Origin of the sequence: Pseudomonas sp. S35 (genome assembly GCF_009866765.1) — a bacterium.
Classification (GTDB): Bacteria; Pseudomonadota; Gammaproteobacteria; order Pseudomonadales; family Pseudomonadaceae; genus Aquipseudomonas.
Genome location: NZ_CP019431.1, coordinates 265934 through 289340, shown reverse-complemented (window position 1 = coordinate 289340; position 23407 = coordinate 265934). Strand labels below are relative to the sequence as shown.

General features: G+C 60.2%; 20 protein-coding genes and 1 pseudogene. 13 read left to right on the top strand and 8 right to left on the bottom strand.

What is annotated here, in order from left to right:
* Window positions 1-64 precede the first annotated feature (64 nt).
* The 3 genes from fdhD (at window position 65) to PspS35_RS01275 (ending at window position 3935) form a co-directional block, all read left to right on the top strand.
* Window positions 65-904 carry a formate dehydrogenase accessory sulfurtransferase FdhD gene (fdhD, locus tag PspS35_RS01285; RefSeq protein ID WP_159932442.1) on the top strand — a complete coding sequence of 280 codons (840 nt, stop codon included), beginning with the start codon at window positions 65-67 and terminating at the stop codon, window positions 902-904.
* Complete coding sequence (locus tag PspS35_RS01280) at window positions 901-3249, top strand: FdhF/YdeP family oxidoreductase (RefSeq protein ID WP_159932441.1); 2349 nt, start codon at window positions 901-903, stop codon at window positions 3247-3249. Before fdhD ends, PspS35_RS01280 begins: the two co-directional genes overlap by 4 nt.
* 206 nt (window positions 3250-3455) lie before the next feature.
* Entirely contained in the window at window positions 3456-3935 is a 480-nt protein-coding gene (locus PspS35_RS01275) for a glycine zipper domain-containing protein (protein ID WP_159932440.1), read from the top strand.
* A gap of 80 nt (window positions 3936-4015) precedes the next feature.
* Here the strand turns inward: PspS35_RS01275 and PspS35_RS01270 are convergent, their stop codons facing one another.
* The 3 genes from PspS35_RS01270 to PspS35_RS01260 all read right to left on the bottom strand — a co-directional run bounded on the left by PspS35_RS01270 (window position 4016) and on the right by PspS35_RS01260 (window position 7809).
* Window positions 4016-4447, bottom strand: a complete 432-nt coding sequence (locus PspS35_RS01270; protein WP_159932439.1) for a thioesterase family protein — start codon at window positions 4445-4447, stop codon at window positions 4016-4018.
* Window positions 4448-4470: 23 nt separating this feature from the next.
* The gene (locus PspS35_RS01265) at window positions 4471-6408 is read right to left on the bottom strand and encodes a RecQ family ATP-dependent DNA helicase (protein WP_159932438.1); all 1938 of its coding nucleotides are present in this window, start codon (window positions 6406-6408) and stop codon (window positions 4471-4473) included.
* A 225-nt stretch (window positions 6409-6633) separates the two neighbouring features.
* Entirely contained in the window at window positions 6634-7809 is a 1176-nt protein-coding gene (locus PspS35_RS01260) for a tetratricopeptide repeat protein (RefSeq protein WP_159932437.1), read from the bottom strand.
* Between the two features lie 155 nt (window positions 7810-7964).
* On the opposite strand from PspS35_RS01260, the pseudogene PspS35_RS30170 reads away from it, so the two are divergent.
* From PspS35_RS30170 to PspS35_RS30490, 3 genes and pseudogenes are all read left to right on the top strand, one after another.
* Window positions 7965-8054, top strand: a pseudogene (locus PspS35_RS30170) (cell filamentation protein Fic); the annotation flags it as partial.
* Window positions 8055-8749: 695 nt separating this feature from the next.
* The gene (locus tag PspS35_RS01250; RefSeq protein ID WP_159932436.1) at window positions 8750-9106 is read left to right on the top strand and encodes a DUF1493 family protein; all 357 of its coding nucleotides are present in this window, start codon (window positions 8750-8752) and stop codon (window positions 9104-9106) included.
* 72 nt (window positions 9107-9178) lie between these two features.
* A complete protein-coding gene (locus PspS35_RS30490) occupies window positions 9179-9307 on the top strand; it encodes a hypothetical protein (protein ID WP_275113835.1) in 129 nt (42 codons plus the stop codon).
* Between the two features lie 57 nt (window positions 9308-9364).
* Here PspS35_RS30490 and PspS35_RS01245 read toward each other — a convergent pair whose 3' ends face one another.
* Window positions 9365-10906: a phosphoenolpyruvate carboxykinase gene (locus tag PspS35_RS01245; RefSeq protein WP_159932435.1), complete on the bottom strand. Its 1542-nt coding sequence runs from the start codon at window positions 10904-10906 to the stop codon at window positions 9365-9367.
* 179 nt (window positions 10907-11085) lie between these two features.
* On the bottom strand, window positions 11086-11988 hold the full coding sequence (gene hslO / locus PspS35_RS01240) for an Hsp33 family molecular chaperone HslO (protein WP_159932434.1): 903 nt from the start codon (window positions 11986-11988) through the stop codon (window positions 11086-11088).
* A gap of 126 nt (window positions 11989-12114) precedes the next feature.
* Here hslO and PspS35_RS01235 point away from each other — a divergent pair, with 126 nt between their 5' ends.
* On the top strand, window positions 12115-12918 hold the full coding sequence (locus tag PspS35_RS01235) for a phosphatase PAP2 family protein (protein ID WP_159932433.1): 804 nt from the start codon (window positions 12115-12117) through the stop codon (window positions 12916-12918).
* Between the two features lie 43 nt (window positions 12919-12961).
* Here the strand turns inward: PspS35_RS01235 and PspS35_RS01230 are convergent, their stop codons facing one another.
* Window positions 12962-13369, bottom strand: a complete 408-nt coding sequence (locus tag PspS35_RS01230) for a S4 domain-containing protein (RefSeq protein WP_159932432.1) — start codon at window positions 13367-13369, stop codon at window positions 12962-12964.
* Window positions 13370-13688: 319 nt separating this feature from the next.
* Between PspS35_RS01230 and PspS35_RS01225 the strand changes: the two genes are divergently transcribed.
* Window positions 13689-14138 carry an ATP-dependent zinc protease gene (locus PspS35_RS01225; protein ID WP_174244850.1) on the top strand — a complete coding sequence of 150 codons (450 nt, stop codon included), beginning with the start codon at window positions 13689-13691 and terminating at the stop codon, window positions 14136-14138.
* Window positions 14135-15040, top strand: coding sequence for a 30S ribosomal protein S6--L-glutamate ligase (gene rimK / locus PspS35_RS01220; RefSeq protein WP_065937176.1), 906 nt, complete (start codon window positions 14135-14137; stop codon window positions 15038-15040). The genes PspS35_RS01225 and rimK overlap by 4 nt, the downstream gene beginning before the upstream one ends.
* Window positions 15041-15118: 78 nt before the next feature.
* On the opposite strand, the gene PspS35_RS01215 is transcribed toward rimK, so the two are convergent.
* Window positions 15119-16432, bottom strand: a complete 1314-nt coding sequence (locus PspS35_RS01215) for an ATP-binding protein (RefSeq protein ID WP_159932430.1) — start codon at window positions 16430-16432, stop codon at window positions 15119-15121.
* A gap of 117 nt (window positions 16433-16549) precedes the next feature.
* A complete protein-coding gene (gene ompR / locus PspS35_RS01210) occupies window positions 16550-17290 on the bottom strand; it encodes a two-component system response regulator OmpR (RefSeq protein WP_015373500.1) in 741 nt (246 codons plus the stop codon).
* Window positions 17291-17646: 356 nt separating this feature from the next.
* On the opposite strand from ompR, the gene PspS35_RS01205 reads away from it, so the two are divergent.
* From PspS35_RS01205 to tauA, 4 genes are all read left to right on the top strand, one after another.
* Window positions 17647-19983 (top strand): Tex family protein, encoded by a 2337-nt coding sequence (locus tag PspS35_RS01205; protein ID WP_159932429.1) that lies wholly within the window; start codon window positions 17647-17649, stop codon window positions 19981-19983.
* Entirely contained in the window at window positions 19983-20366 is a 384-nt protein-coding gene (locus PspS35_RS01200) for a PaaI family thioesterase (protein WP_159932428.1), read from the top strand. The genes PspS35_RS01205 and PspS35_RS01200 overlap by 1 nt, the downstream gene beginning before the upstream one ends.
* A gap of 214 nt (window positions 20367-20580) precedes the next feature.
* Entirely contained in the window at window positions 20581-22164 is a 1584-nt protein-coding gene (gene gshA / locus PspS35_RS01195; RefSeq protein WP_159932427.1) for a glutamate--cysteine ligase, read from the top strand.
* Window positions 22165-22416: 252 nt separating this feature from the next.
* The gene (gene tauA, locus PspS35_RS01190; RefSeq protein WP_159932426.1) at window positions 22417-23394 is read left to right on the top strand and encodes a taurine ABC transporter substrate-binding protein; all 978 of its coding nucleotides are present in this window, start codon (window positions 22417-22419) and stop codon (window positions 23392-23394) included.
* Window positions 23395-23407: the final 13 nt, after the last annotated feature.

The window sequence follows — 23407 nt, the reverse complement described above, 5'->3', positions numbered from 1 at the left end:
ATTAGACGCGACGCTTTGTCGCGCCTAGTCTAAACACTGATCAATCCGCCGGTGGTACTGCCCCATGAACGCCAAGCGCCCAGTCTGCGCGGCGCCCGCCTCTGAAACGCCCGCGCCCGCCGCCAGCCAGAGCTACCAGTATTGCAACCTGGAACACACCGAAGTCGCCAGCACAGCGTTGGCGGAAGAAGTGGCGTTGGCGATCGCCTATAACGACATCAGCCAGGCAGTCATGTTGGTCACTCCGACGGACCTGGAAGACTTTATCGTCGGTTTCAGTATCGGTAGCGGCATTATCACCGACGTTAGCGACATTTATGACCTGAAACTCAGCGGTTCGGGTTCAGCTCAGTTCGCCCAGGTGCAGATTTCCAGCCGCGCGTTCTGGAACCTCAAGCAGCAACGACGCCAGTTGGCCGGCACCAGCGGCTGTGGCCTGTGCGGCGTGGAAGCCGTGGAACAAGCCCTGCCCGACCTTCAAGTGCTGCCCGGCGCGCCCCTACCGCCAGCCGAATGGCTTGACGGCCTGCGCCAACGCATCAGTGCCTTCCAGCCCCTGGGCCAATACAGCGGCGCGGTGCACGCGGCGGTGTTCATGAACAGCCAGGGCGAGTTGTTGCTGGGCCGCGAAGACATCGGCCGGCATAACGCGCTGGATAAGCTGATCGGCGCGCTGATTCGCCAAAAGATCCCGACCGAAGGCGGCCTGGCAATTGTCACCAGCCGTTGCAGCCTCGAATTGATCCAGAAAGTTTTGCGCGCAGGCATCCAGACCCTGGTCAGCCTGTCGTCGCCCACCGGCCTGGCCCTGCAATGGGCGCGTCGGCATAACCTCAATCTCATCCACCTGCCGCAGAAAAATGCGCCGCGGGTCTACAGCCCTGCGATGGAGAACCAGCCGTGAGCAATCATCATCAAGCCGACCAAACCCCAACCCCGCGCTACAAGCCTTACAAGGGCGCGGCCGGCGGCTGGGGCGCGCTGATCAGCGTGGCGCAAGCCTGGCTGACCAGCGACAACGCGCTGAAGAACCTGCGCATGATGCTCAAGACCAACCAGAACGGCGGCTTCGACTGCCCGGGCTGTGCCTGGGGCGACTCGCCGGAAAGCGGCATGGTCAAGTTCTGCGAAAACGGCGCCAAGGCGGTCAACTGGGAAGCCACCAAGCGTCGGGTGGACGCGGCCTTCTTCGCCAAGCACAGCGTCACTGCGCTGCTCGAACAGAGCGATTACTGGCTCGAATACCAGGGCCGCCTGACCGAGCCGATGCGCTATGACGCCGAAAGCGACCGCTACACACCCGTCAGCTGGGAGGCGGCGTTCGACCTGATCGGCAAGCACCTCAACGCACTGCCCAGCCCGGACATGGCCGAGTTTTACACCTCGGGCCGGGCCAGCAACGAGGCGGCGTACCTGTACCAATTGTTCGTGCGCGCCTACGGCACCAACAACTTCCCGGACTGCTCGAACATGTGCCACGAGGCCAGCGGCGTGGCCCTGGCGCAGAGCGTGGGTGTCGGCAAAGGCACCGTGACCTTTGACGATTTCGAACATGCCGACGCCATTTTCGTCTGGGGCCAGAACCCCGGCACCAACCACCCGCGCATGCTCGAACCCCTGCGCGAAGCGGTTAAACGCGGCGCCCAGGTGGTGTGTATCAACCCGCTCAAAGAGCGCGGCCTGGAACGCTTCCAGCACCCGCAACACCCGCTGGAAATGCTCACCAACGGTGACAAGCCGACCAACACCGCGTACTTCCGCCCGGCACTGGGTGGCGACATGGCCATCCTGCGTGGCATGGCCAAGTTCCTGCTGCTGTGGGAACGCCAGGCCCAGGCCGAAGGCAAGGAAGCCGTGTTCGACCACGACTTCCTCAACGAACACACCGCCAACGTGCTCGATTACCTGGGCCAGATCGACGACACCTCTTGGGATGAAATCGTCGCGCAGTCCGGCCTGCCGCTGGTGGAGATCGAACAAGCGGCGCGCATGTACGCCAAGGGCAAGAACGTGATCATGTGCTGGGCGATGGGCATCACCCAGCATCGTCACTCGGTGCCGACCATCCAGGAAATCGCCAACCTGATGCTGCTGCGCGGCAACATCGGCCGCCCAGGCGCCGGCCTGTGCCCGGTGCGTGGCCATAGCAACGTGCAGGGCGACCGCACGATGGGTATCAACGAACGCCCACCGGTGGTGTTCCTCGACGCCCTGGAGCGCCGCTTCCAGTTCCAGGTGCCGCGCACCAACGGCCACAACGTGGTCGAAGCGATCCACGCGATGCTCGAAGGCCGCTCCAAAGTATTTATTGGCCTGGGCGGCAACTTTGCCCAAGCCACCCCGGACAGCCCGCGCACCTTCGAAGCGCTGCGCAAGTGCGACCTCACCGTACAAATCAGCACCAAGCTCAACCGCAGCCATTTGATGCACGGTAAAGACGCGCTGATCCTGCCGTGCCTGGGCCGTACCGACATCGACATCCAGGCCGACGGCCCGCAAGCGGTCACGGTGGAAGACTCGTTCAGCATGGTTCACGGCTCCAACGGCCAGCTGCAACCGCTGTCGAAGCTGATGAAGTCCGAGCCTGCCATCCTCGCCGGTATTGCCGCCGCGACCCTGGGCAGCAAGCCGGTGGACTGGAACTGGCTGGTGGCCGACTACAGCCGCATCCGCGACCTGATCGCCGACACCATCCCAGGCTTCAAGGACTTCAACGAGAAGATCAAAAACCCAGGCGGCTTCTACTTAGGTAACTCTGCCGGCGCGCGCCGCTGGAACACACCGTCGGGCCGCGCCAATTTCCGCCCGAATGTCCTGCCCAAAGACCTGATCCACGAACGCACCCACGCCACCGGCCGGGTACCGGACCTGATCATGCAATCGATGCGCTCCCACGATCAGTACAACACCACCATCTATGGCCTGGACGATCGCTACCGGGGGGTGAAAGGCCAGCGGGATGTGCTGTTCGTCAACGAGGCCGACATCATCCGCCTGGGCTTCAAGCCGGGGCAGAAGGCTGACATCGTGTCGCTGTGGGAGGATGGCCGCGAACGCCGCGTGAAGGGTTTCACCTTGCTGGCGTTTGATATTCCAGCGGGGCAAGCTGCGGCCTACTACCCGGAAGTGAACCCACTGGTGCCGCTGGAAAGCACTGGGGATGGCAGCCATACGCCAACATCCAAGTTTGTGGCGATCCGTCTGGAAGCAGCGAGTGACAGTGGCTTGATCATGGCGCGCACGGCCTGATCGATCAATTCGGACACAAAAAAGGCCGCTCTTGCATAAAAGCGGCCGTTCCGAAGTAGTTAAAGACTCGCAAAAACAACTTAAGTTCCCGAGTCAAAACAGTAACTTAGCGAATTGTGTACAACTCGTGTTATTGGTCGGATTTCTATTGTCACCATGTCAATACAGCCTCAGGATCGCGCCGTCATCCTCTTGAGGTTTCCCGAATGAAGTTCTCCTCGATTCTCTTGTTGTCCCTTGGCCTGGTCAGTGGCGCAGCCATGGCCGGTGGCACCACCGAAGCCGGTGTAGGCGGCGCATTGGGCGGGGTTCTAGGCTCGGTTGTCGGCCAGCAGTTGGGCGGCAATACCGGTTCGACGATTGGCGCGGCCCTGGGTGGCGCGGGCGGCAGTGCAGTCGGCGCCGATAAGCGCAGCCGTGGCGAAGCCGCTATTGGCGGCGCCCTGGGCGCAGCCGGCGGCAACGTCATTGGTCGCAGTGTCGGCGGCAGCACCGGCGCACTGGTCGGCTCGGCCGCCGGCGGTGGCGCCGGTGGTGCGTTGGGCAACTACATGGGCAACAAGAGCGATGACGATGATCGTCGTGATCGTGGGCGTGACTACCGTCGTTATGACCGTGATGATCACCCAGGCCGTGGCCATGCCTATGGGCATCGCAAGAACAAGCATCACTACCGTCACCGGTAAGCTGGACTGATGTGGGAGAGGGCAAGGCGAATCGTCGCACCGCCCCTCCCACATTTTTTTGCAGTGTTTGACGGATCGAGTCAGGCCACCAACCGCTGCAACGCCTCGCGCAACATCCCCGCAATCGTCACCGGCTGGTTCGTCTCCCGATCCACAAACACATGCACAAAGCGCCCTGCCGCGCAGGCCTCCTCTTCGCCTGTCTTGAATACCGCCAACTCATACTGCACCGAGCTATTGCCCAACTTGCCCACTCGCAGGCCGATGTCGATACGCTCGGGAAAAGCAATCGACGCAAAGTAATCACACGCCGAACTCACCACAAACCCCACGACTTCGCCGCCATGAATATCCAGCCCGCCCTGCTCGATCAGGAAGGTATTCACCGCTGTGTCGAAAAAGCTGTAGTAGGTGACGTTATTCACATGGCCATACACATCATTGTCGTGCCAGCGCGTGATGATCGGCTGGAAGTGAAGGTAATCGGCACGTTGTGGCACTGAGTCGGGCATGGGCACCTCGGGTGAAAGTGGGTTTACAGGGTATTCAAATGAGCCTCGGCCCACTCGCGCACCTCGGCGTAGGGGTAGTCTTGCAGCGCAGCAAAACCGGGAATGCCCCGCGCCTTGAGCTTGGTGAACAACGGCACGCTGATACCGCCCAGGAAACGTGTCAGCCGTTCCGCACCCGGCAATTGGCCGGTGTGCTCATGATGCCTGTGGATAAAATCACCGCACAGCCCCATGAAGTTTTTATCCACAAGCGGCGGCAGGCCCGGCGGTGGCGGCAAGTACGCCACATGGCCGTGACAGACCGAGCAATGGCCACAGCGTCGAGGGGCTTTTTCATCACCAAAATACTGAGCCAGACGCTGCCCCAGGCACTGTTCGGTGGCGAACAGATCGAGCATGGCGTGAATACGCGCCACTTCTGTCACCTCATGCTGCTTGAAGCCTGTGTATAACTCGGCGCTTAACACTTGGGGGTCGAACTCGGTATTCAGCAGGCTGTAGACCTCTGTCATCTGCTTGCTTTCCAGCTCGATCAAGCCTTGCTCCTGGAAGTAATCCAGCGCTTTGACCACGCGGCTGCGCTCAGCATTGTGCTGCTGGTAAAGCGCGTCGAAATCCACCGTGGCCCAGGTTTTCGCACGCTTGCACACTTGGATGATCGCCGCGACAAACTGCTGCCGCTCGCCGGAAAACCGCGCGAGCAAAGCGTCCGGTTCGATCAGGTACTTGAACCGGTATTCGGCATAAAACGCGTAACGCGGTGCGATCACGCCCTTGAGTTCCAACTGCACCAGCAGCGTCTTGAGTGGCAGCTCGCGGATATTGCTGTGGTCCGACAGCGACCTCAGCAAGAATTCCCACTGCCCTTCGCTGCGCGCGGCCTGCAGGTCCTCCAGCACCCGGCGGATACCGTCCTGCTCGGGCGTGTCGCCGTAGACAAAGTTTTCCAGCACGTTGAGGCTGTCGCGGTTGGCCAGCACCAGACAGTCCGACGACAGCCCATCCCGCCCGGCGCGGCCGATTTCCTGGCTGTAGTTCTCGATGGACTTGGGCAGGTCGAAGTGCACCACATTGCGGATGTCACTCTTGTCGATGCCCATGCCAAAGGCGATGGTGGCGACGATGCAATTGGAGCGCCCGCCCATGAAACGCTGCTGGATGCCTTCGCGTTTGTCGTGGGGCAAGCCTGCGTGATACGCCTCGGCCTGGATGCCGTTGCGGTTCAGGTGCTCGGCGATCTGCTCGGCGGTTTTTTGCAGGGTGACGTAGACGATGCTCGGCTGATTGGCGCGCTCGTTCATCCACTGCACCAAGCGACGGCGTTTGTCCGCACCACTCACCGGCTCTACCAACAAGGTGAGGTTGGGCCGGTAAAAGCCGGTGGTGACCACATCGCCTGGCGCAATGGCGAACTTCGCCTGCATATCGGCGATCACCTTGGGCGTGGCCGTAGCCGTCAGCAGCAGCGCCTGTGGGATCTTGAACTGGCGCTGGTAATCCGGCAGCTTGAGGTAGTCCGGACGGAAGTTGTGGCCCCACTCGGAAATACAGTGCGCCTCGTCCACCACCAGCAACGAAATCTGCACGCTTTGCAGGAAGTTACGAAAGCGCTCGTTCTTCAAGCGCTCCACGGAAATCATCAGGATCTTCAACTCGCCCGAGCGGGCTCGCGCCATCACATCATTGGCGTCATCGCGGCTCTGGGCCGAATCGATACTGCCCGCCGAAATGCCGTGGCGTTGTAAAAAGCCAAGCTGGTCCTGCATTAACGCCAACAACGGCGACACCACCACGGTCAGGTGCGGCAGCAACACCGCCGAGAGCTGGTAACACAGGGACTTGCCCGACCCAGTAGGGAAAATGGCCGCGGCCGAACGACCGGCCAGAACGGCGCTGACCGTTTGTTCCTGGCCCAAACGAAACTGTGGATAACCAAAGACCTGCTGGAGGGTGTCGTGCATAGGCTGTCACTCCATTGACCGCTGAAGGGGGCTTAAAAACGTAGCCCAGTAAGCTCAGCCGATCGAGAAAGGTCGCATGGAAAAAAGAGACAGGATGATACACAGGGTGAGGGATGGCCTAGGGCCGAAATGGGAATGGTCTGATGAGGTGGCAGGAAAGACGCAGATAAACATGTAGGAGAGGGCAGGCCCCCTCCCACATCTTAGAAATGCACTACATCTGAATCAGCGGTTGCGCACGCGCTCAATCGCCGTGTCATACACCGGATTAGCCTTCTGTTCCTTGGCCAGTTGGTAATGACGCAGCGCGTCCGAGAACTGACCCGCCGCTTCGTAGATCCGCGCAATGTTGTAGTAAGCACCCGCACGTACCGTCGCAGCATTCGCGCCGGTCGCCAGCGCAATGGCCTTGCGGTTGGCCCAGATCGACTCGGCAGTGTTGCCGGCTTTCTGATAGGCCAGGCCGAGGTTGCCGTAAGCCTTGCCGAAGCCGTTATCCAGTTCGATGGCTTGGCGGAAGTAGTCAATCGCGTCGTTCAAATTGCCCGCCTGGTAGGCGGCCTCGCCTTTGAGGTTCAGCTTTTTCGCATCGGCCTGGGCGGCCGACGTGATAGTCACCGCAGTGACCGCGACGCTGTCGTCCAGCAAGGGCTTGACTTCGTTCAGCACGTCTTTGGAGCTGACGGCGACACCGGTGAAGGTGTTGATGTCCTGGAAGTCGCCGCTGCCGGTCATGCGGAACACGGTCCACAGGTTGCCGGTGCGGTTTGTCGGGACGTAGTACGTGCGCACCAGGGACTGCCCCATGTACACGAACACCTTGGCTTCGCTATTGGACAGTGCGCTCGAACCTGGGCTGCCTTGGTTGGAGTAGTCGTGCACGGCATACACGTAGCTTTCGCCATAGTGTTTTTTCTGCAGGGTGATGGTTTCCGGGCCGTAGCTGTCGGTGTCATCCACGTCCAACGCGGCGTCAGTGCCTTGCTTGCTCGCGTAATAGATATTGTTGCCGGGGAAAATCATGTGGGAATCGAGGTCGCGGGGCGCACTGCCCCAGGTCAGCACCACACGCAGGCCGTCGAGGTTTTCCATCACCGGACTGATGGCGTACGTCATGCCTTTGCACGGGCACTTCACCACCAGGTTGGAATAGCCGGGCTTCTTGATGATCAGCAGGTTGCTGGCATCGTCAGCGGCCTCACTGGTCAGGGTCACTTGGCCCTGGGCATTGGTGCGGCCCACGACGTTTTGCGCGCCGTTACGCTGCAGCAGCACTTCGGCGTCGGCGATTTTCTGATCCTTGACCACCGCGCTGAGCACTTCAATCGGCAACTGCTCGGCTTGGACCGCAAAAGCCACTGCACACAATGACATCGCCGAAGCGACACGAAGCAAACCCATGCTTAACTCCCTTTAAGTAGCGGGCGGAATCGCCCTACAAGATTTTGCGCTGCAACATACGCTGAATTCCGCGCTTTGGCGGATTTTTTCTACAAAATGTGACGTGGTTTTTATCCCGCCTGCCCGCCGAAGCATTGCGCTGCAGTGATGCAGCACGCCTGCACCAGGCTGAGCGGGAATTATCCGAAATCGCCGTAGGCAACCTGCCGCACTTTCCACCGCCTTACGACACCGACCGCCTGCAACAATCGCTGCAAGCCACAAATGCCGGAAACAGCTGTAGGAAACGCTCAAACACCGCGACATCCCATTCCCAAACCGCTCCAAATACCCGCTCAACCCTCTACAGACGTTACCCGCTGCTGAATGAAAATAGCGCGGTCTCAACTTTCTCGGCACAAACCTGTGAACATCGAAAGGACTCAATACATAGGCCACTATGGCGCCACCTTCACACTGATTAGCTTCACTGTCGTGCCTGACAATCGGCATGTTTTAGCCAATCCATGCCTGCGTGAAGCAAAAACGGCAGCGCGACAAGTGCGCGATCAGATTCGCAAATATCACACGGGAGACATCATCGGTCTGAACGCCAATGTGAGAGCAAGCACAAGGCCTCAGCGGTCAACACGCTCAATGCATGTCTACTCTGACGGGTCTTGGTAACATGGCCCCTTACCTTCAATTCGCTTGTTTTTTCATTATCTATGGGGTGCTGCACTACCGAATCACAGACCCAATGCTCAGAAAGCGCTTCGCAGTCACATGCCTCACAACGGGCACTATTTTGACGTTCGTACTACCCTACGTAGCGGTGATCCTCAGAATGCCCCTGCTACCTGCCTGTGTATTCTTGATAGGCTTGGCACTCTTCATCACCCGAAACAAATTCCGCCCGAAACGCGACCGCCCTCTTCACCCACTCCTGCGTGCCCCCACCATGAACCTCGCCCCCAACTTCCCCGAAGACCCCGTCATGCAACAACTGCTGCAACTGCTGCACGAGGAAGTCGGCCTGCCGAAGCACAAGACCCTGCGCCTGCAAACCTCGATCAACTTCGACCTGGGCTGTGACGGCGGTGAAGCCAAGCAACTCATGGAGGCGCTGGAGCAGGAGTTTGCCCTCGACCTGGGCGACTACGACACTTATCGTTACTTCAACCCACCGGGGTTTGACGTGTTCCTCAAGCGCAGGGCAAAGGGGCGCGGCGATAAAGTGCCACTGACCATCGGCATGCTTTATCTCGCAATCAAAACTCACAGCTGGGACACGCAGACGCTGGAAAACCTGAGCTGAGCGAACACCGCCACCCGGCACACCGCAACTCAACGGCGGGAGCGGCGGTGCGACGATTCGACTTGCCCCCCGATGACTGAATATCAGCCGGTACCTCTTTGCCTGAACCACCGTTATCGGGAGCAAGCGCCCTCCCCCATTGGCCTGCACCAACCTGACGAGCCGCGCCTGCCCATCGCCTACACCATGCTCGCCGACTGACCTTTCGCGCACAAAAAAGCCGCCCACAAGGGGCGGCTTTTTCACAACAAACGAGTCTTACAACTTAGGACCCGCCGCCTTGATCGCATCGCTCACTTCAAACTTCTTGAAGTTCTCAACGAACAGACCAGCCAGCGCTTTCGCCGCTTCATCGTAGGCAGCCTTGTCAGCCCAGGTGTTACGTGGGTTCAACAGGCCGGTTTCAACGCCCGGTACGGCCAATGGCACGTCGAGGTTGATGGTGTCGAGGTGTTCGGTTTGCGCACCGATCAACGCGCCGCTCTGGATCGCTGCGATCACGCCGCGAGTAGTCGGGATGTTGAAGCGCTTGCCAACGCCGTAGCCGCCGCCGGTCCAGCCGGTGTTGACCAGGTAGACCTTGGAGGCGAAGCCGCGGATGCGCTTGATCAGCAGCTCTGCGTATTCGCCGGCCGGGCGTGGGAAGAATGGCGCGCCGAAGCAGGTGGAGAAGGTCGACTTGATGCCGCTGCCCGAACCCATTTCGGTCGAGCCCACCAGTGCGGTGTAGCCGGACAGGAAGTGGTAGGCCGCTTGTTCTTCGCTGAGGATCGACACAGGCGGCAGTACGCCAGTCAGGTCGCAGGTCAGGAAGATCACTGCGTTGGGCTCGCCGCCCAGGTTCTGCTCGGAACGCTTGGCAACGTGCTCCAGCGGGTAGGCGGCGCGGCTGTTCTGGGTCAGGCTCACATCGGCGTAATCAGCGTGCTTGGCCTCGTCGATCACGACGTTTTCCAGCACCGCGCCGTGCTTGATGGCTTTCCAGATGACCGGCTCGTTCTTCTCGGACAGGTCGATGCACTTGGCATAGCAACCGCCTTCGATGTTGAACACCACGCCCTCGCCCCAACCGTGCTCGTCGTCACCGATCAGGTAACGGCTTTCGTCGGCCGACAGGGTGGTTTTACCGGTGCCGGACAGGCCGAAGAACAAGGTCACGTCGCCCGCTTCGCCAATGTTGGCGGCGCAGTGCATCGGCAGTACGTCGGAGGCCGGCAGCAGGAAGTTCTGCACCGAGAACATGGCTTTTTTCATTTCACCGGCGTAGCGCATGCCGGCGATCAGCACTTTTTTCTGGGCGAAGTTGAGGATCACGCAACCGTCGGAGTTGGTGCCGTCACGCTCTGGCACGCACTCGAAGTTGGCCACGTTGAGCACTTGCCATTCGTCACGGCCGGCTGGGTTGTACTGGGCCGGGTTGATGAACAGGCAACGACCGAACAGGTTCTGCCAGGCAGTCTGGGTGGTCATTTTCACGGCCAGGTAGTGGTCTTCGGCAGCCCCTACGTGAACGTGGGAAACGAAGTGCTCTTGCGCGTTGTTGAAGGCCTCGACGCGCGCCCACAGGGCATCGAACTTGTCGGCCGGGAACTTGCGGTTGATCGGGCCCCAGGCGATAGCGTCCTGGGTGGAAGGCTCTTCAACGATAAAACGGTCGACCGGCGAACGACCGGTGCGGTGACCGGTTTCTACGACCAGTGCGCCAGTATCGGCAAGCACGCCTTCACCGCGCTGCAGGGCTTCTTTGACCAGATCGTCAACACTCAGATCGGTGTATACGGCGTTATTGGCTTGCGTCATGAGGTTCCCCGTCGGCCTATGGCCGAGTGCTCCAAACGTTTTGTAGTAGAAAGTTGCGCACTACTACCGCGAAAAAAGTGGGCCGGATTATGCCAGAAAAGCCCAAAAAGAGTAGGGCCCTCCCGTCAGAACACCTCTAATCCGGCATTTGTCAGGTGATTTACCTGTGCTTAAACGTTTTAGTGGCGGGTGTCGGAAGGCGTGTCGATGCCTGCGCCAGCGAACAATTGCGCGACATCAGCCGCATCGAACAGGTAGCGCTGGTTGCAGAATTGGCAGTCGATTTCGATATTGCCGCCGTGTTCCACCACCAGATTCTGCGCATCTTCCAGGCCCAGGCTGACCAGCGCGTTGCCCGAGCGCTCGCGGGAGCAACTGCAATGGAAGCGCAAGGTTTGCGCATCGAACAGGCGCACAGGGTCTTCGTGGTAGAGGCGGTGCAGGATGGTTTCGTTGTCCAGGCCCAGCAGCTCTTCGGCTTTCAGCGTGTCGGCCAGGGCGATGGTGTGGCGCCAGCTTTCAGCGCGATCATCGTCATCCTTGATGCGATCGGCCGGCAGTTGCTGCAACAGCATGCCACGGGCGCGCTTGCCGTCGGCATTGAGCCAGAACTTGGTGCCGACTTGCTGGGACATCACGAAATAGTTGGTGAAGCACTCCGACAGGGTTTTGCCGTCGAGGTCGACGATGCCCTGGTAGCGCTGGCCCACCGTCGGGTCGACGGTCAGCGCCAGTACACCGTTGGGCATCAGGTCTGCCAAGGTTGCATCCGCAGCGATCAGGTCCGCGTCGTAACGGGCCAGGCCACGGATTTCACGCTCGCTGGAGCACTCGATCATCAGCATCGGGATCGGGCCTTCCGAACGGGCCTGCAGGATCAGCAAACCGTCGAACTTCATGGTACCTACCAGCAGCGCTGCGGCAGCCATCAGCTCGCCGAGCAGTTGCGCCACCGGCTCCGGATAGGCGTGCTTGGCGAGGACTTCGGCATAGCTGAGCTCCAACGAAACCATTTCGCCGCGGGCGTCGCTCTCGTCGAAAATGAAGCGTTGGGTGAAGTCGGTATCCGGTAGATCAGTCATAGGTCTGGGTATCTGAATTGATGACAAATTGATTACAACGTTTATAAAATTAAACGCTTTAGCACCGTTTTGGTGCGGCTTTCTCCTGGAAACAGAGAGCGTATTTAGAGCGAAGAGGGACAGTTTATGAACAATCCGGGTTTGTTCCAAGCCAAGTGGAACCTCCGGCGATGGGCTCAGTGCAATCTACTCGCTATCGGGCTGCTGTGTTTTTGGCTGTGGCCCACGGGGCAGATGCTCTGTGTAATTTTCGACGAGTGGCTGTTTCATCTGCTCAATGATCCGCTGGCAACCAACGCAACGTGGCTGCACGTGTGGGCTGTGGCCAGTTTGCGGCCGTTTGATGCGGTAGTCGGGGTGGTCCTGCTGACGCTGTTGATTCGCGGCGACTGGGTGTTCAAGGCCGTGCAGGTACGTCAGGCGCTGTTAGGTTTTGTCGGCATTTTGGTGCTGTTGTTGTTCATCCGCATGCTGTTTTCAAAACTGGCGGCGTTGATGGGCTGGCAACACAGCAGCCCGTCGATGGTGATCGGCGGCGCGATTCAGATGAGTGACTATTTTCCGGGCCTGGAGAAAACCTGGGAGCTGAAGGACCGTTCGAGCCAAAGCTTTCCCGGCGATCATGCCTCGGTGTTGTTGATCTGGGGGATGTTCATGACGGTGTTTGCCCAGCGCATCAGCCAGGTACTGGTGATTTGGGCGCTGGCAGTATTGTTCATGATGCCGCGCTTGGTGGCAGGCGCGCATTGGGGGCAGGACGACTACATAGGCGGCGTGTTGCTGGCGCTGCTTGCGTTGGGCTGGGGGTATTACACGCCGTTTGTCGCTCGGGTATCGGGGTTCCTGATGCGGGTTACAGCGCCGCTCTTTGGGTTACTCGGCAAATTTCCCGTGGTCGGACGATTGAGCCTGATGCGCACGGCCTCGTAACAGTTGCGCCATTTGATCTTATTTGTACCGCAGATGTGCGCGCTCAGTCATCGTTACCACTGCCGCGAAACTTGAACAGGTCGCGGCGCTGCTTCTTGCTTGGCTTGCCATCGGTGGTCAAGCCTGAAGCACCCGCCTTGCGCATGGCCGCCGCGTTTTCGCGCTTGGCGACGCTGGCTTCGGTTTCCGCGTACAACGCCTGCGCTTCAGGCGCACCACGGCGCACAATGGAAAGTGCCTGGACAACGATGGTTTTTTCATCAAAGCCCGTGCGGATCTGAAATTCGTCGCCGACGCGCGGCTCCTTGCCTGGCTTGCAGCGCTCACCGCGATGGTGCACCTTGCCGCTCTCTATGGCGGCCTTGGCCAGGGCCCGGGTTTTATAGAAACGCGCCGCCCACAGCCACTTGTCCAGACGGACCTTTTCTTCCTCTTCCTGCTTTTGAGCCACTTGAATTCCTCGCTCTGAAAAATGTCGCAACTGTAACGTTGAAACCCTTCGACGCATAAACCCCAACGCTCACCTAAGATACGCCACACGCCGTGCGATTTGTTGCGTCAACTGATTACCGAATCCTCAGAGATATCTGTCGCCATTTACCGAATATTCTGCGTGAATACCGCGAATTCGGCGCCTGGCGCTCAATGATCGTTTGGGGGTTGTCACAATCCATGCGCACTTGGACGCTACTGTCCTCGACGACCAAGAAATATTTCTGAATTACCGGTTACCCATATTGAAGACATTTGACCATTTGACCGTTGTGGGTCTGCGTGAATGGGTGGCACTTCCCGACTTGGGAGTGGCAGGCCTGCGCGCAAAGATCGACACCGGTGCCAGCACCTCCAGCCTGCACGCCACCGATATCGAGCCCTTTGAGCGCGACGGCGAGCAATGGGTGCGCTTTACCGCACACCTGGGCAGCGTTGTACAACTGCGTCACCGCCGCTGCGAAGCGCCCCTGGTGACGATGAAAACCATCAAGAGCTCCAACGGCCATGCGCAGGTGCGCTATGTGATCAGCACCACCCTGGCGTTGGGTGATCGGGTATGGCGGGTGGAGTTCACCCTGGCCTGCCGCAAAGCCATGCGTTACCGCCTGCTGCTCGGTTCCAAGGCGTTGATTGACGGCCACCTGGTGGTCAGTCCCGGCGTCAAGTACGTTCAAGACAAGCCGGTGTTCCCGGTCTCTACTATTTCTGTCCCAGGTGCTGCATGAAGATTGCTGTGCTGTCGCGAAACCCGCGTCTGTATTCCACCCGCCGCCTGGTCGAGGCCGGCACCGAACGTGGCCACGAAATGGTGGTGATCGACACGTTGCGGGCCTATATGAACATTGCCAGCCACAAGCCGCAGATCCACTACCGAGGCAAGCCGCTGGAGGGTTTTGATGCGGTGATCCCCCGTATCGGTGCTTCGGTGACGTTTTATGGCTGCGCGGTGTTGCGCCAGTTCGAGATGATGGGGGTGTTCCCCTTGAACGAGTCCGTCGCCATTGCGCGCTCGCGGGACAAGCTGCGCTCGCTGCAATTGCTGTCGCGGCGCGGCATCGGCCTGCCGGTTACCGGCTTTGCCCACTCCCCGGACGATATCCCGGACCTGATCGAGATGGTCAACGGCGCGCCGCTGGTGATCAAGGTGCTGGAAGGCACCCAAGGCATCGGCGTGGTGCTGTGTGAAACCGCAACGGCAGCGGAGTCGGTGATCGAGGCCTTCATGGGCCTCAAGCAGAACATCATGGTGCAGGAATACATCAAGGAGGCTGGCGGTGCAGATATCCGCTGCTTCGTGGTGGGCGACAAGGTGATTGCAGCGATGAAGCGCCAGGCCAAGCCTGGAGAGTTCCGCTCCAACCTGCACCGTGGCGGCAGTGCCAGCCTGATCAAGATCACCCCAGAAGAGCGTATGACCGCGCTGAGGGCGGCCAAGGTGATGGGATTGGCCGTGGCGGGGGTGGATATCTTGCGCTCCAACCACGGGCCGCTGGTGATGGAAGTGAACTCCTCACCAGGCCTGGAAGGGATCGAGACCACCACGAGCAAGGATGTGGCAGGGATCATCATTCAGCATCTGGAGAAGAATGGTGGGCCGAACATGACCAGGACCAAGGGCAAGGGCTAACCTGCGGCCCACCGACACAACATGAAACCAAATGTGGGAGGGGCTTGCTCCCTCCCACATTTTGATCTGCATTGTTGGCTAGACCGCGTCTCTTGGCAGCATCAACCCCAGCGGCAAACGCACCCGTGCTTCCAGGCCGCCGCCTTCGCGATTACGCAACTCGACATTGCCGCCATGCATCGAGGCAATCCGTCGAACAATCGCCAAACCTAGGCCCGTGCCCTTGCCACCGCGTGCACGGTCCCCACGGGTAAACGGATTGAAGATGCCCTCCAACTCCGCCGGATCGATCCCCATGCCACGGTCCATCACACTCAGCACCACATAGGGCGCGGCGCTGTCACCCGACACGTATGCCGCCACTTCCACATCCGAACCCGCGTGATGCAAAGCATTGCCGATCAAATTGTTCAGCAGGCGCTTCATCGACACACGCCGCAACGCAAACGGCTGGATCGGCTCAAGGCGTATGCGTACCTGTTCGCCGTTCTGGTTATAGGGCGCGACCACCTCACGCACCAAATCGGTCAAGTCGACTTCCTCGACCACCTCGTCGCGGCCATCCCGGATAAACGCCAGGAACTGGTCGAGAATCGCATCCATGTCCTCGATGTCACGGACCATGTCATCGGTCAGGTCGGTGTGGTTGTCCATCAACTCCAGGGACAATCGCAAACGCGTCAATGGTGTTCGAAGGTCGTGGGACACCCCGGCCAGCATCAGTTCGCGTTCGCGCCCGGCCTGTTCGACATCCTCCGCCATCTGGTTGAACGCGCCATACACCTCGGTCATTTCACTCGGCGTATCGCTCACCGGCAGGCGCACGCTGCGTCCCTGGCCCAATTGGCGGGCGGCAAACACCAGACGCTTTAGCGGTTGGTTGAGTTGACGTACGAAAATCCACGCAGATGCCGTTGAAAGCAATCCGATAGCCAGGAACCATCCCAACACGTTCCAGATCTTCTGTCCCCGCAACGGATGGGGGTAAAGCGGCACTTTCAGCCAGTCCTCACCCAGGCTCGGCGCACGCACCCACAATGCGGGGGACACATGCATACGCAGCCGTACCTCGGTGTCGTCACCCAGTTCGGCCTGCATCTGGCGCTGGTAAATTTCGCTGTAGGGCCAATGCTGTTCGCCCTCGGGCACGCCAGCGCCGGCCACGCGCACCAGGGTGGCGGCCTTGGCGATCTTCTCGCGGTTCTCGGGATCAGCGGCCCAATAGGCGCGCAGCGTCAGGGCGACACCGTGGCTGTACTGTCGATCCACTAGCACGTCTTCGTTCATCAGCAGATAAACCAGCGTGAGTGCTTTGGAAAACAGAACGACGATCAGCACCAGCCAAAGGGTGCGGGAGAAGAAACTTTGTGGGAACCACAGCGGGGTTTTCATAGATGACAGCTGGACACCTTGCAGGAACGAGCGGCGCTCGCAGAATTACAGACGCCGGACATCCCGTCGACCCTCATCGAGTCAAACGCCGGAATGCCCGCCCCTGCAAGTCATCGGTCACTTGGTTGCAGTGCCATCCGGCACAAACACATAACCTACGCCCCATACCGTCTGGATATATCGTGGCTTGGACGGGTCCGGCTCGATCATCCGGCGCAGACGGGAGATCTGCACATCGATGGAGCGCTCAAGGGCGTCCCATTCCCGGCCACGGGCCAGGTTCATCAGTTTGTCGCGGGTCAGCGGTTGGCGTGCGTTCATCACCAAGGCCTTGAGCACGGCGAATTCGCCGGTGGTGAGCATATGCACTTCGTCGCCACGCTTGAGCTCGCGAGTCGCCAGCGACAGTTCGTAGTCGCCAAAGGTGACGCTTTCGTCTTCACTGCCCGGCGCGCCCGGTACTGGCGGTGCCTGGCGACGCAATACCGCTTTGACCCGCGCCATCAACTCGTCAGGGTTGAAGGGCTTGGCCAGGTAGTCATCCGCGCCCAGTTCGAGGCCCTTGATGCGGCTCAGCTCATCGCCTTTGGCGGTCAGCATGATGATTGGAATCTGGTTGTTCGCGCCGCGCAGGCGCTTGCAGGCGGTGAGGCCGTCTTCGCCGGGCAGCATCAGGTCGAGTACGACCAGATTGAATACCTCGCGCCCCAGCAGGCGGTCCATCTGCTCGGTGTTCGGCACCGCGCGGGCACGGTAACCCTTGGAGTTGAAAAACCGCTCCAGCAGGCTGCTCAGCCCCGGATCGTCATCAACGATCAGAATTTTCTCGCCTTCAGCAGTTTGTGCAGTGCTGCTCATTGGATGCTCCTCTTTTCTCGGCGCGCATTATGGCGTAGCTGCCGTTATACGCACCGAGTGCATTGTTAGCAGATTTTTCCTCTAGTGCCAGCGAACCCACGCCCTACAACCGCGGCGCAGTACCCCCCAAGGGCAGAACGCTGGTTATAATGCGGCGCCTTCGTGCAGGGCAACGTCGGATCTTTACCGTTTACTGCCGGGCTTTTTTTTACCCGCTTGTCGTGATTTTTTCGATTTCGAGGGTCAATAGGCTGCCTCTTGACCCAGGTAGCGGCGCCAGTCGGGCCGCTCAACCAGCTGCGCAAGGCCTTGTTTTCCGGGCCTGCGAGCTGCTTTTCAGAATTTCAGGTGGTTTTATGGACAGCATCAACAGCCGCATCGCCGAGGAACTCGGTGTACGCCCACAACAGGTCGAAGCGGCCGTCGCTCTACTGGATGAGGGCTCCACGGTGCCTTTCATCGCCCGTTACCGTAAAGAAGTGACCGGCAGCCTCGACGACATTCAATTGCGCCACCTGGAAGAGCGCCTGCGCTACCTGCGAGAACTCGACGAACGGCGTATCAGCATCCTCGCCAGTATCGAGGAGCAGGGCAAGTTGACCCCACAACTTGAGCGCGACATCAAGCTCGCCGACACCAAGACCCGCCTCGAAGACCTTTACCTGCCATACAAACAGAAACGTCGTACAAAGGGCCAGATCGCCCTCGAAGCCGGGCTGGGCGACTTGGCCGACGGCCTGTTCAACGACCCGTCGCTGACCCCCGACACTGAAGCCGCACGCTTCATCAATGCCGAAAAAGGCGTCGCCGACGTCAAGGCCGCCCTCGAAGGTGCCAAGTACATCCTCATGGAGCGCTTCGCCGAGAACGCCAGCCTCCTGGAAAAGCTGCGCACGTACCTCAAGCAGGAAGCCATTCTCAGCGCCCGCGTCATCGCCGGCAAAGAGGAAGAGGGCGCCAAGTTCCGCGACTATTTCGAACACGACGAACCGCTCAAGAGCATGCCGTCCCACCGTGCGCTGGCGATTTTCCGCGGCCGCAACGAAGGCATTCTCAGCTCCGCCCTCAAAGTCGGCGACGAGCTGCCGGGTACCATGCACCCCTGCGAAGGCATGATCGGTCAACAATTCGGCATCCAGAATCAGAATCGTCCTGCGGATAAGTGGCTCGGTGAAGTGGTGCGCTGGACCTGGAAGGTCAAGCTCTACACCCACCTGGAAACCGACCTGCTGGGCGAGCTCCGCGACGGCGCCGAGACCGAGGCGATCAACGTCTTTGCCCACAACCTGCACGACCTGCTGCTGGCAGCGCCGGCCGGCCCACGCGCCACTCTGGGCCTCGACCCGGGCCTGCGCACTGGCTGCAAGGTGGCGGTGGTCGACTCCACCGGCAAGCTGCTGGACCACGCCACCGTGTACCCGCACGTGCCACACAACAAGTGGGACCAGACCCTGGCGATCCTGGCCGCCCTGTGCGCCAAACACGCCGTGGACCTGATCGCCATCGGCAACGGCACCGCCAGCCGTGAAACCGACAAGCTGGCCGCCGAACTGATCAAAAAATACCCATCCATGAAGATGACCAAGGTCATGGTCTCCGAGGCAGGCGCTTCGGTGTACTCCGCGTCGGAACTGGCCTCCAAGGAATTCCCGGACCTCGACGTGTCGATCCGTGGCGCGGTGTCCATCGCCCGTCGCCTGCAGGATCCGCTGGCCGAGTTGGTGAAGATCGACCCTAAATCCATCGGCGTCGGCCAGTACCAGCACGACGTGTCGCAGCTGAAACTGGCGCGTGGCCTGGATGCGGTGGTGGAAGACTGCGTGAACAAGGTTGGCGTGGATGTAAACACAGCCTCGGTTGCGCTGTTGGCGCGTATCTCCGGCCTTAACACCACCCTGGCGCAAAATATCGTGACTCACCGTGACGAGAACGGTGCGTTCAAGACCCGCGCCGCGCTGAAAAAAGTCGCACGCCTGGGTGAAAAAACCTTCGAGCAAGCCGCCGGTTTCCTACGCGTAATGAACGGCGACAACCCACTGGATTCGTCGGCCGTCCACCCGGAAGCCTATCCGCTGGTGCAGCGTATTGCCGCCGAAACCGACCGCGATATCCGCTCGCTGATCGGCGACGCCGCGTTCCTCAAGCGCCTGGACCCCAAGAAGTACACCGACGAAACCTTCGGCGTACCGACCATCACCGACATCCTGCAAGAGCTGGAAAAACCCGGCCGCGACCCACGCCCTGAGTTCAAGACCGCCGAGTTCCAGGACGGCGTCGAAGACCTCAAGGACCTGCAGTTGGGCATGATCCTCGAAGGCGTGGTCACCAACGTGACCAACTTTGGCGCGTTTGTGGATATCGGCGTGCATCAGGACGGTTTGGTGCACATCTCTGCACTTTCGGAGAAGTTCATCAAAGATCCGCGCGAAGCGGTGAAAGCCGGTGACGTGGTCAAGGTCAAGGTCATGGAAGTCGACATCCCGCGCAAACGCGTCGGCCTGTCGATGCGCATGAGCGACACCCCCGGCGAGAAAATCGACGGTGCCCGTGGCGCACGCCCTGGCTCGGCGCCGCGCCAGTCGCAGAACCGCTCCGAAAACAGTCAGCCGCGCAAGGAGACCGCGACCGCAGCGCCAAGCAACAACGCAATGGCCTCGCTGTTCGCCAATGCCAAGCAGTTGAAGAAGCGCTGATGCAAACTCCTGCCGGCCTGACCCAGAGCGCATTCAGCGAGCTGATCGGCTGCCGCCTGCAACGCCTGGAAGAAGGCGTTGCCGAAGTGGCCCTGACCCTGGAGCCGCACCTGCGCAACCGCGCAGGCAAGCTGCATGGTGGGGCGATTTTCAGCCTGGTGGACATTACGATGGGGCTGGCCTGTTCCAGTTCCCATGGCTTTGACCAGCAGAGCGCGACCATCGAGTGCAAGATCAACTACATCCGCGCCGTGGAAGACGGTGACGTGCTGTGCACCAGCCGGGTGATTCACGCCGGTCGGCGCACCTTGGTGGTCGAAGCCGATGTGTATCAGGACGAAAGACTTGTCGCAAAAGCACAGGGCACCTTCGCTGTCCTATAGCTCCCCACCCTCGATTTGAGTTAATTTCGGCGCTGCGATAACGGCGTCGGAATTTTCTTGCTGCGCTATAGCCCAATTCATGGAGTGAAGTAGGCTTTTTCATAGCGGGTCAAATCGACTCAAAACCAGGCGATCACGCCAGTTTTAACTTCACCCTTGTAGACCGTCCTGCCCACCCCCATATTGGGGCGACTGACGCGTGAAGGAATCCAACTTGAGCGAACTTCTCAACCGCCGCCTGGCCCTGCTCGGCAAGCGCGAACACCTCTCCCTGCTAGAGCAGTGCCTGCATGGCATCGAGCGTGAATGCCTACGCGTCACCGGTGAGGGTCGCCTGGCGCAGACGCCGCACCCGGAAGCCCTGGGCGCCGCGCTGACCAATGAATTGATCACCACCGACTACTCGGAATCGCTGCTGGAGTTCATCACCCCGGCCCTGCCCAACCCGGCCGATACCCTGAGCAGCCTGGACAAGATCCACCGCTTTGCCTACACCAAGCTCGGCAGCGAATACCTGTGGAGCCCTTCGATGCCGTGCCCGTTGCCGGCCGAAGAAGATATTCCGATTGCCTACTACGGCACCTCCAATATCGGTCAGCTCAAGTACGTGTACCGCAAGGGCCTGGCCCTGCGTTATGGCAAGACCATGCAGTGCATCGCCGGTATCCACTACAACTTTTCCCTGCCGGAACAGCTGTGGCCACTGCTCAAGGAAACCGAAGGGTTCGTCGGCACCGACCGCGACTACCAGTCCACGGCCTATATCGCGCTGATCCGCAACTTCCGCCGCTACAGCTGGCTGCTGATGTACCTGTTCGGTGCCTCGCCGGCCCTGGATGCGGGTTTCCTGCGCGGTCGCTCGCACCAGTTGGAAGTGCTCGACGCCGACACCCTGTACCTGCCCTACGCCACCAGCCTGCGCATGAGCGACCTGGGTTACCAGAGCAACGCCCAGGCCGGCCTGACGCCGTGCTACAACGACTTGGCGAGCTACACCGACAGCCTGCGCGAAGCGGTGGCAACGCCCTACGCGCCGTATGTTGAAATCGGCACGCACAAGGACGGTGAGTGGGTGCAGCTCAACACCAACATCCTGCAGATCGAAAACGAGTACTACTCCAACATCCGCCCCAAGCGCGTGACCTATACCGGCGAGCGGCCGATCCAAGCGCTGGTGGCCCGTGGCATCCAGTACATCGAAGTGCGCTGCCTGGACATCAACCCATTCCTGCCGATGGGCATCGACCTGCCGGAATCGCGCTTCCTCGACGCGTTCCTGCTGTTCTGCGCATTGAACGACAGCCCGCTGTTCGCCAATAACGCCTGCGGCAATGCCACCGCCAACTTCCTCAGCGTGGTCAAGGAAGGTCGCCGCCCAGGCCTGCAATTGCAGCGCGATGGCGCGCCGGTGGACATGAAGGAATGGGCCAGCGAACTGCTGGAGCAGATTGCACCGTTGGCCGCCCTGCTCGATCAGAGCCACGGCATCAGCGAGCACAGCCAGGCGCTGGATGCCCAGTTGGCGAAGGTCCAGGACCCGTCCCTGACCCCATCGGCGCAGGTATTGGCGGCGATGGCCGAGCGCAAAGAAAGTTTTGCGCAGTTCTCCCTGCACCAGAGCCAGCTGCATGCCGAACATTTCCGCCAGGAGCCGTTGCCCGCAGAAGAGCAGGCACGCTTTGAAGAACTGGCGCGTAAATCGCTGGCGCAGCAAGCGGAGTTGGAGCAGAACGAAGTGGGCGACTTTGATGTGTTTGTCGGGTCGTACCAGGCAAGCATCCTCGCCATCAGCAACTAATCTAGAGCAGAACCTGGTTCAAAATGTGGGAGGGGGCTTGCCCCCGATGGTGGTGGATCAGTCAGCTTATCTGTAGCTGACACACTGCAATCGGGGGCAAGCCCCCTCCCACATTTGCCTTCACTTGACTGAACACCCGCTGCAGTTTTTCTCCACATAAGCTAATTCGAAAATGTTATTTATTTTCGGATTCTTAGATCATTTAGTCTCCTCACACGCCGACCCTCGGCCGCCTGATTGAGGAGCTTCCCCTTGAAACTGCTTACCCCTCTGCGCCTCTTGGCCGCATTGTCACTGGCCGGTGCCAGCCTGTTTGCCCAGGCGGCGGATGTGACCATCGCTTACCAGACCACCGTGGACCCGGCCAAAGTCGCCCAGGCCGACGGCGCGTACGAAAAAGCCACTAACGCCAAAATCGATTGGCGCAAATTCGACAATGGCGCCGACATCATCGCCGCCATCGCTTCCGGCGACGTACAGATCGGCTACCTCGGTTCGAGCCCGCTGACCGCCGCCATTACCCGCAAAGTGCCCGTGGAAACTTTCCTCGTGGCCACCCAGATCGGCGGCGCCGAAGCCCTGGTGGCGCGTAATGGTTCGGGGGTCAACAGCCCCCAGGACCTGATCGGCAAGAAGATCGCGGTGCCCTTCGTTTCCACCGGCCACTACAGCCTGCTGGCCGCGTTGAAGCACTGGAACATCGACCCCTCGAAAGTGACCATCCTCAACCTCGCGCCACCAGCGATCATCGCCGCCTGGAAGCGCGGTGACATCGACGCCACCTACGTATGGGACCCAGCCCTGGGCGTGGCCAAGGAAAACGGCAAGGTGCTGATCACCTCCGGCGAACTGGCCAAGTTCGGCGCGCCGACCTTCGATGCGTGGATCGTGCGTAAGGATTTTGCCGAGAAGCACCCGGAAATCGTCACGGCCTTCGCCAAAGTCACCCTGGATGCCTACGCCGCCTACCGCAAAGACCCACAAGCCTGGCTCGCCGACAAAGGCAACGTCGACAAACTGGTGAAGCTCTCCGGCGCCAAGGCCAGCGATATCCCTCTGCTGCTGCAAGGCAACGTCTACCCGCTGGCCGCTGACCAAGTGACCCTGCTGGGCGCACCGACCACCCAGGCCGTCACCGACACCGCGGCGTTCCTCAAGGAACAAGGCAAGGTCGACGCCGTGCTGCCGGACTACGCCCCTTACGTCAGCGCCAAGTTCATCACCCACTGATTCAGGAGTTCAT

Excerpts from the sequence above, each read along its gene's own strand:
- hslO (WP_159932434.1), bottom strand. The coding sequence starts at position 11,988 with ATGACTGATCTACCGGATACCGACTTCACCCAACGCTTCATTTTCGAC.
- PspS35_RS01245 (WP_159932435.1), bottom strand. The coding sequence starts at position 10,906 with ATGACGCAAGCCAATAACGCCGTATACACCGATCTGAGTGTTGACGAT.
- PspS35_RS01270 (WP_159932439.1), bottom strand. The coding sequence starts at position 4,447 with ATGCCCGACTCAGTGCCACAACGTGCCGATTACCTTCACTTCCAGCCG.
- PspS35_RS01260 (WP_159932437.1), bottom strand. The coding sequence starts at position 7,809 with ATGGGTTTGCTTCGTGTCGCTTCGGCGATGTCATTGTGTGCAGTGGCT.
- PspS35_RS01250 (WP_159932436.1), top strand. The coding sequence starts at position 8,750 with ATGAACCTCGCCCCCAACTTCCCCGAAGACCCCGTCATGCAACAACTG.
- fdhD (WP_159932442.1), top strand. The coding sequence starts at position 65 with ATGAACGCCAAGCGCCCAGTCTGCGCGGCGCCCGCCTCTGAAACGCCC.
- PspS35_RS01205 (WP_159932429.1), top strand. The coding sequence starts at position 17,647 with ATGGACAGCATCAACAGCCGCATCGCCGAGGAACTCGGTGTACGCCCA.
- PspS35_RS01235 (WP_159932433.1), top strand. The coding sequence starts at position 12,115 with ATGAACAATCCGGGTTTGTTCCAAGCCAAGTGGAACCTCCGGCGATGG.
- ompR (WP_015373500.1), bottom strand. The coding sequence starts at position 17,290 with ATGAGCAGCACTGCACAAACTGCTGAAGGCGAGAAAATTCTGATCGTT.
- PspS35_RS01265 (WP_159932438.1), bottom strand. The coding sequence starts at position 6,408 with ATGCACGACACCCTCCAGCAGGTCTTTGGTTATCCACAGTTTCGTTTG.
- PspS35_RS30490 (WP_275113835.1), top strand. The coding sequence starts at position 9,179 with ATGACTGAATATCAGCCGGTACCTCTTTGCCTGAACCACCGTTATCGG.
- PspS35_RS01215 (WP_159932430.1), bottom strand. The coding sequence starts at position 16,432 with ATGAAAACCCCGCTGTGGTTCCCACAAAGTTTCTTCTCCCGCACCCTT.
- PspS35_RS01200 (WP_159932428.1), top strand. The coding sequence starts at position 19,983 with ATGCAAACTCCTGCCGGCCTGACCCAGAGCGCATTCAGCGAGCTGATC.
- rimK (WP_065937176.1), top strand. The coding sequence starts at position 14,135 with ATGAAGATTGCTGTGCTGTCGCGAAACCCGCGTCTGTATTCCACCCGC.
- PspS35_RS01275 (WP_159932440.1), top strand. The coding sequence starts at position 3,456 with ATGAAGTTCTCCTCGATTCTCTTGTTGTCCCTTGGCCTGGTCAGTGGC.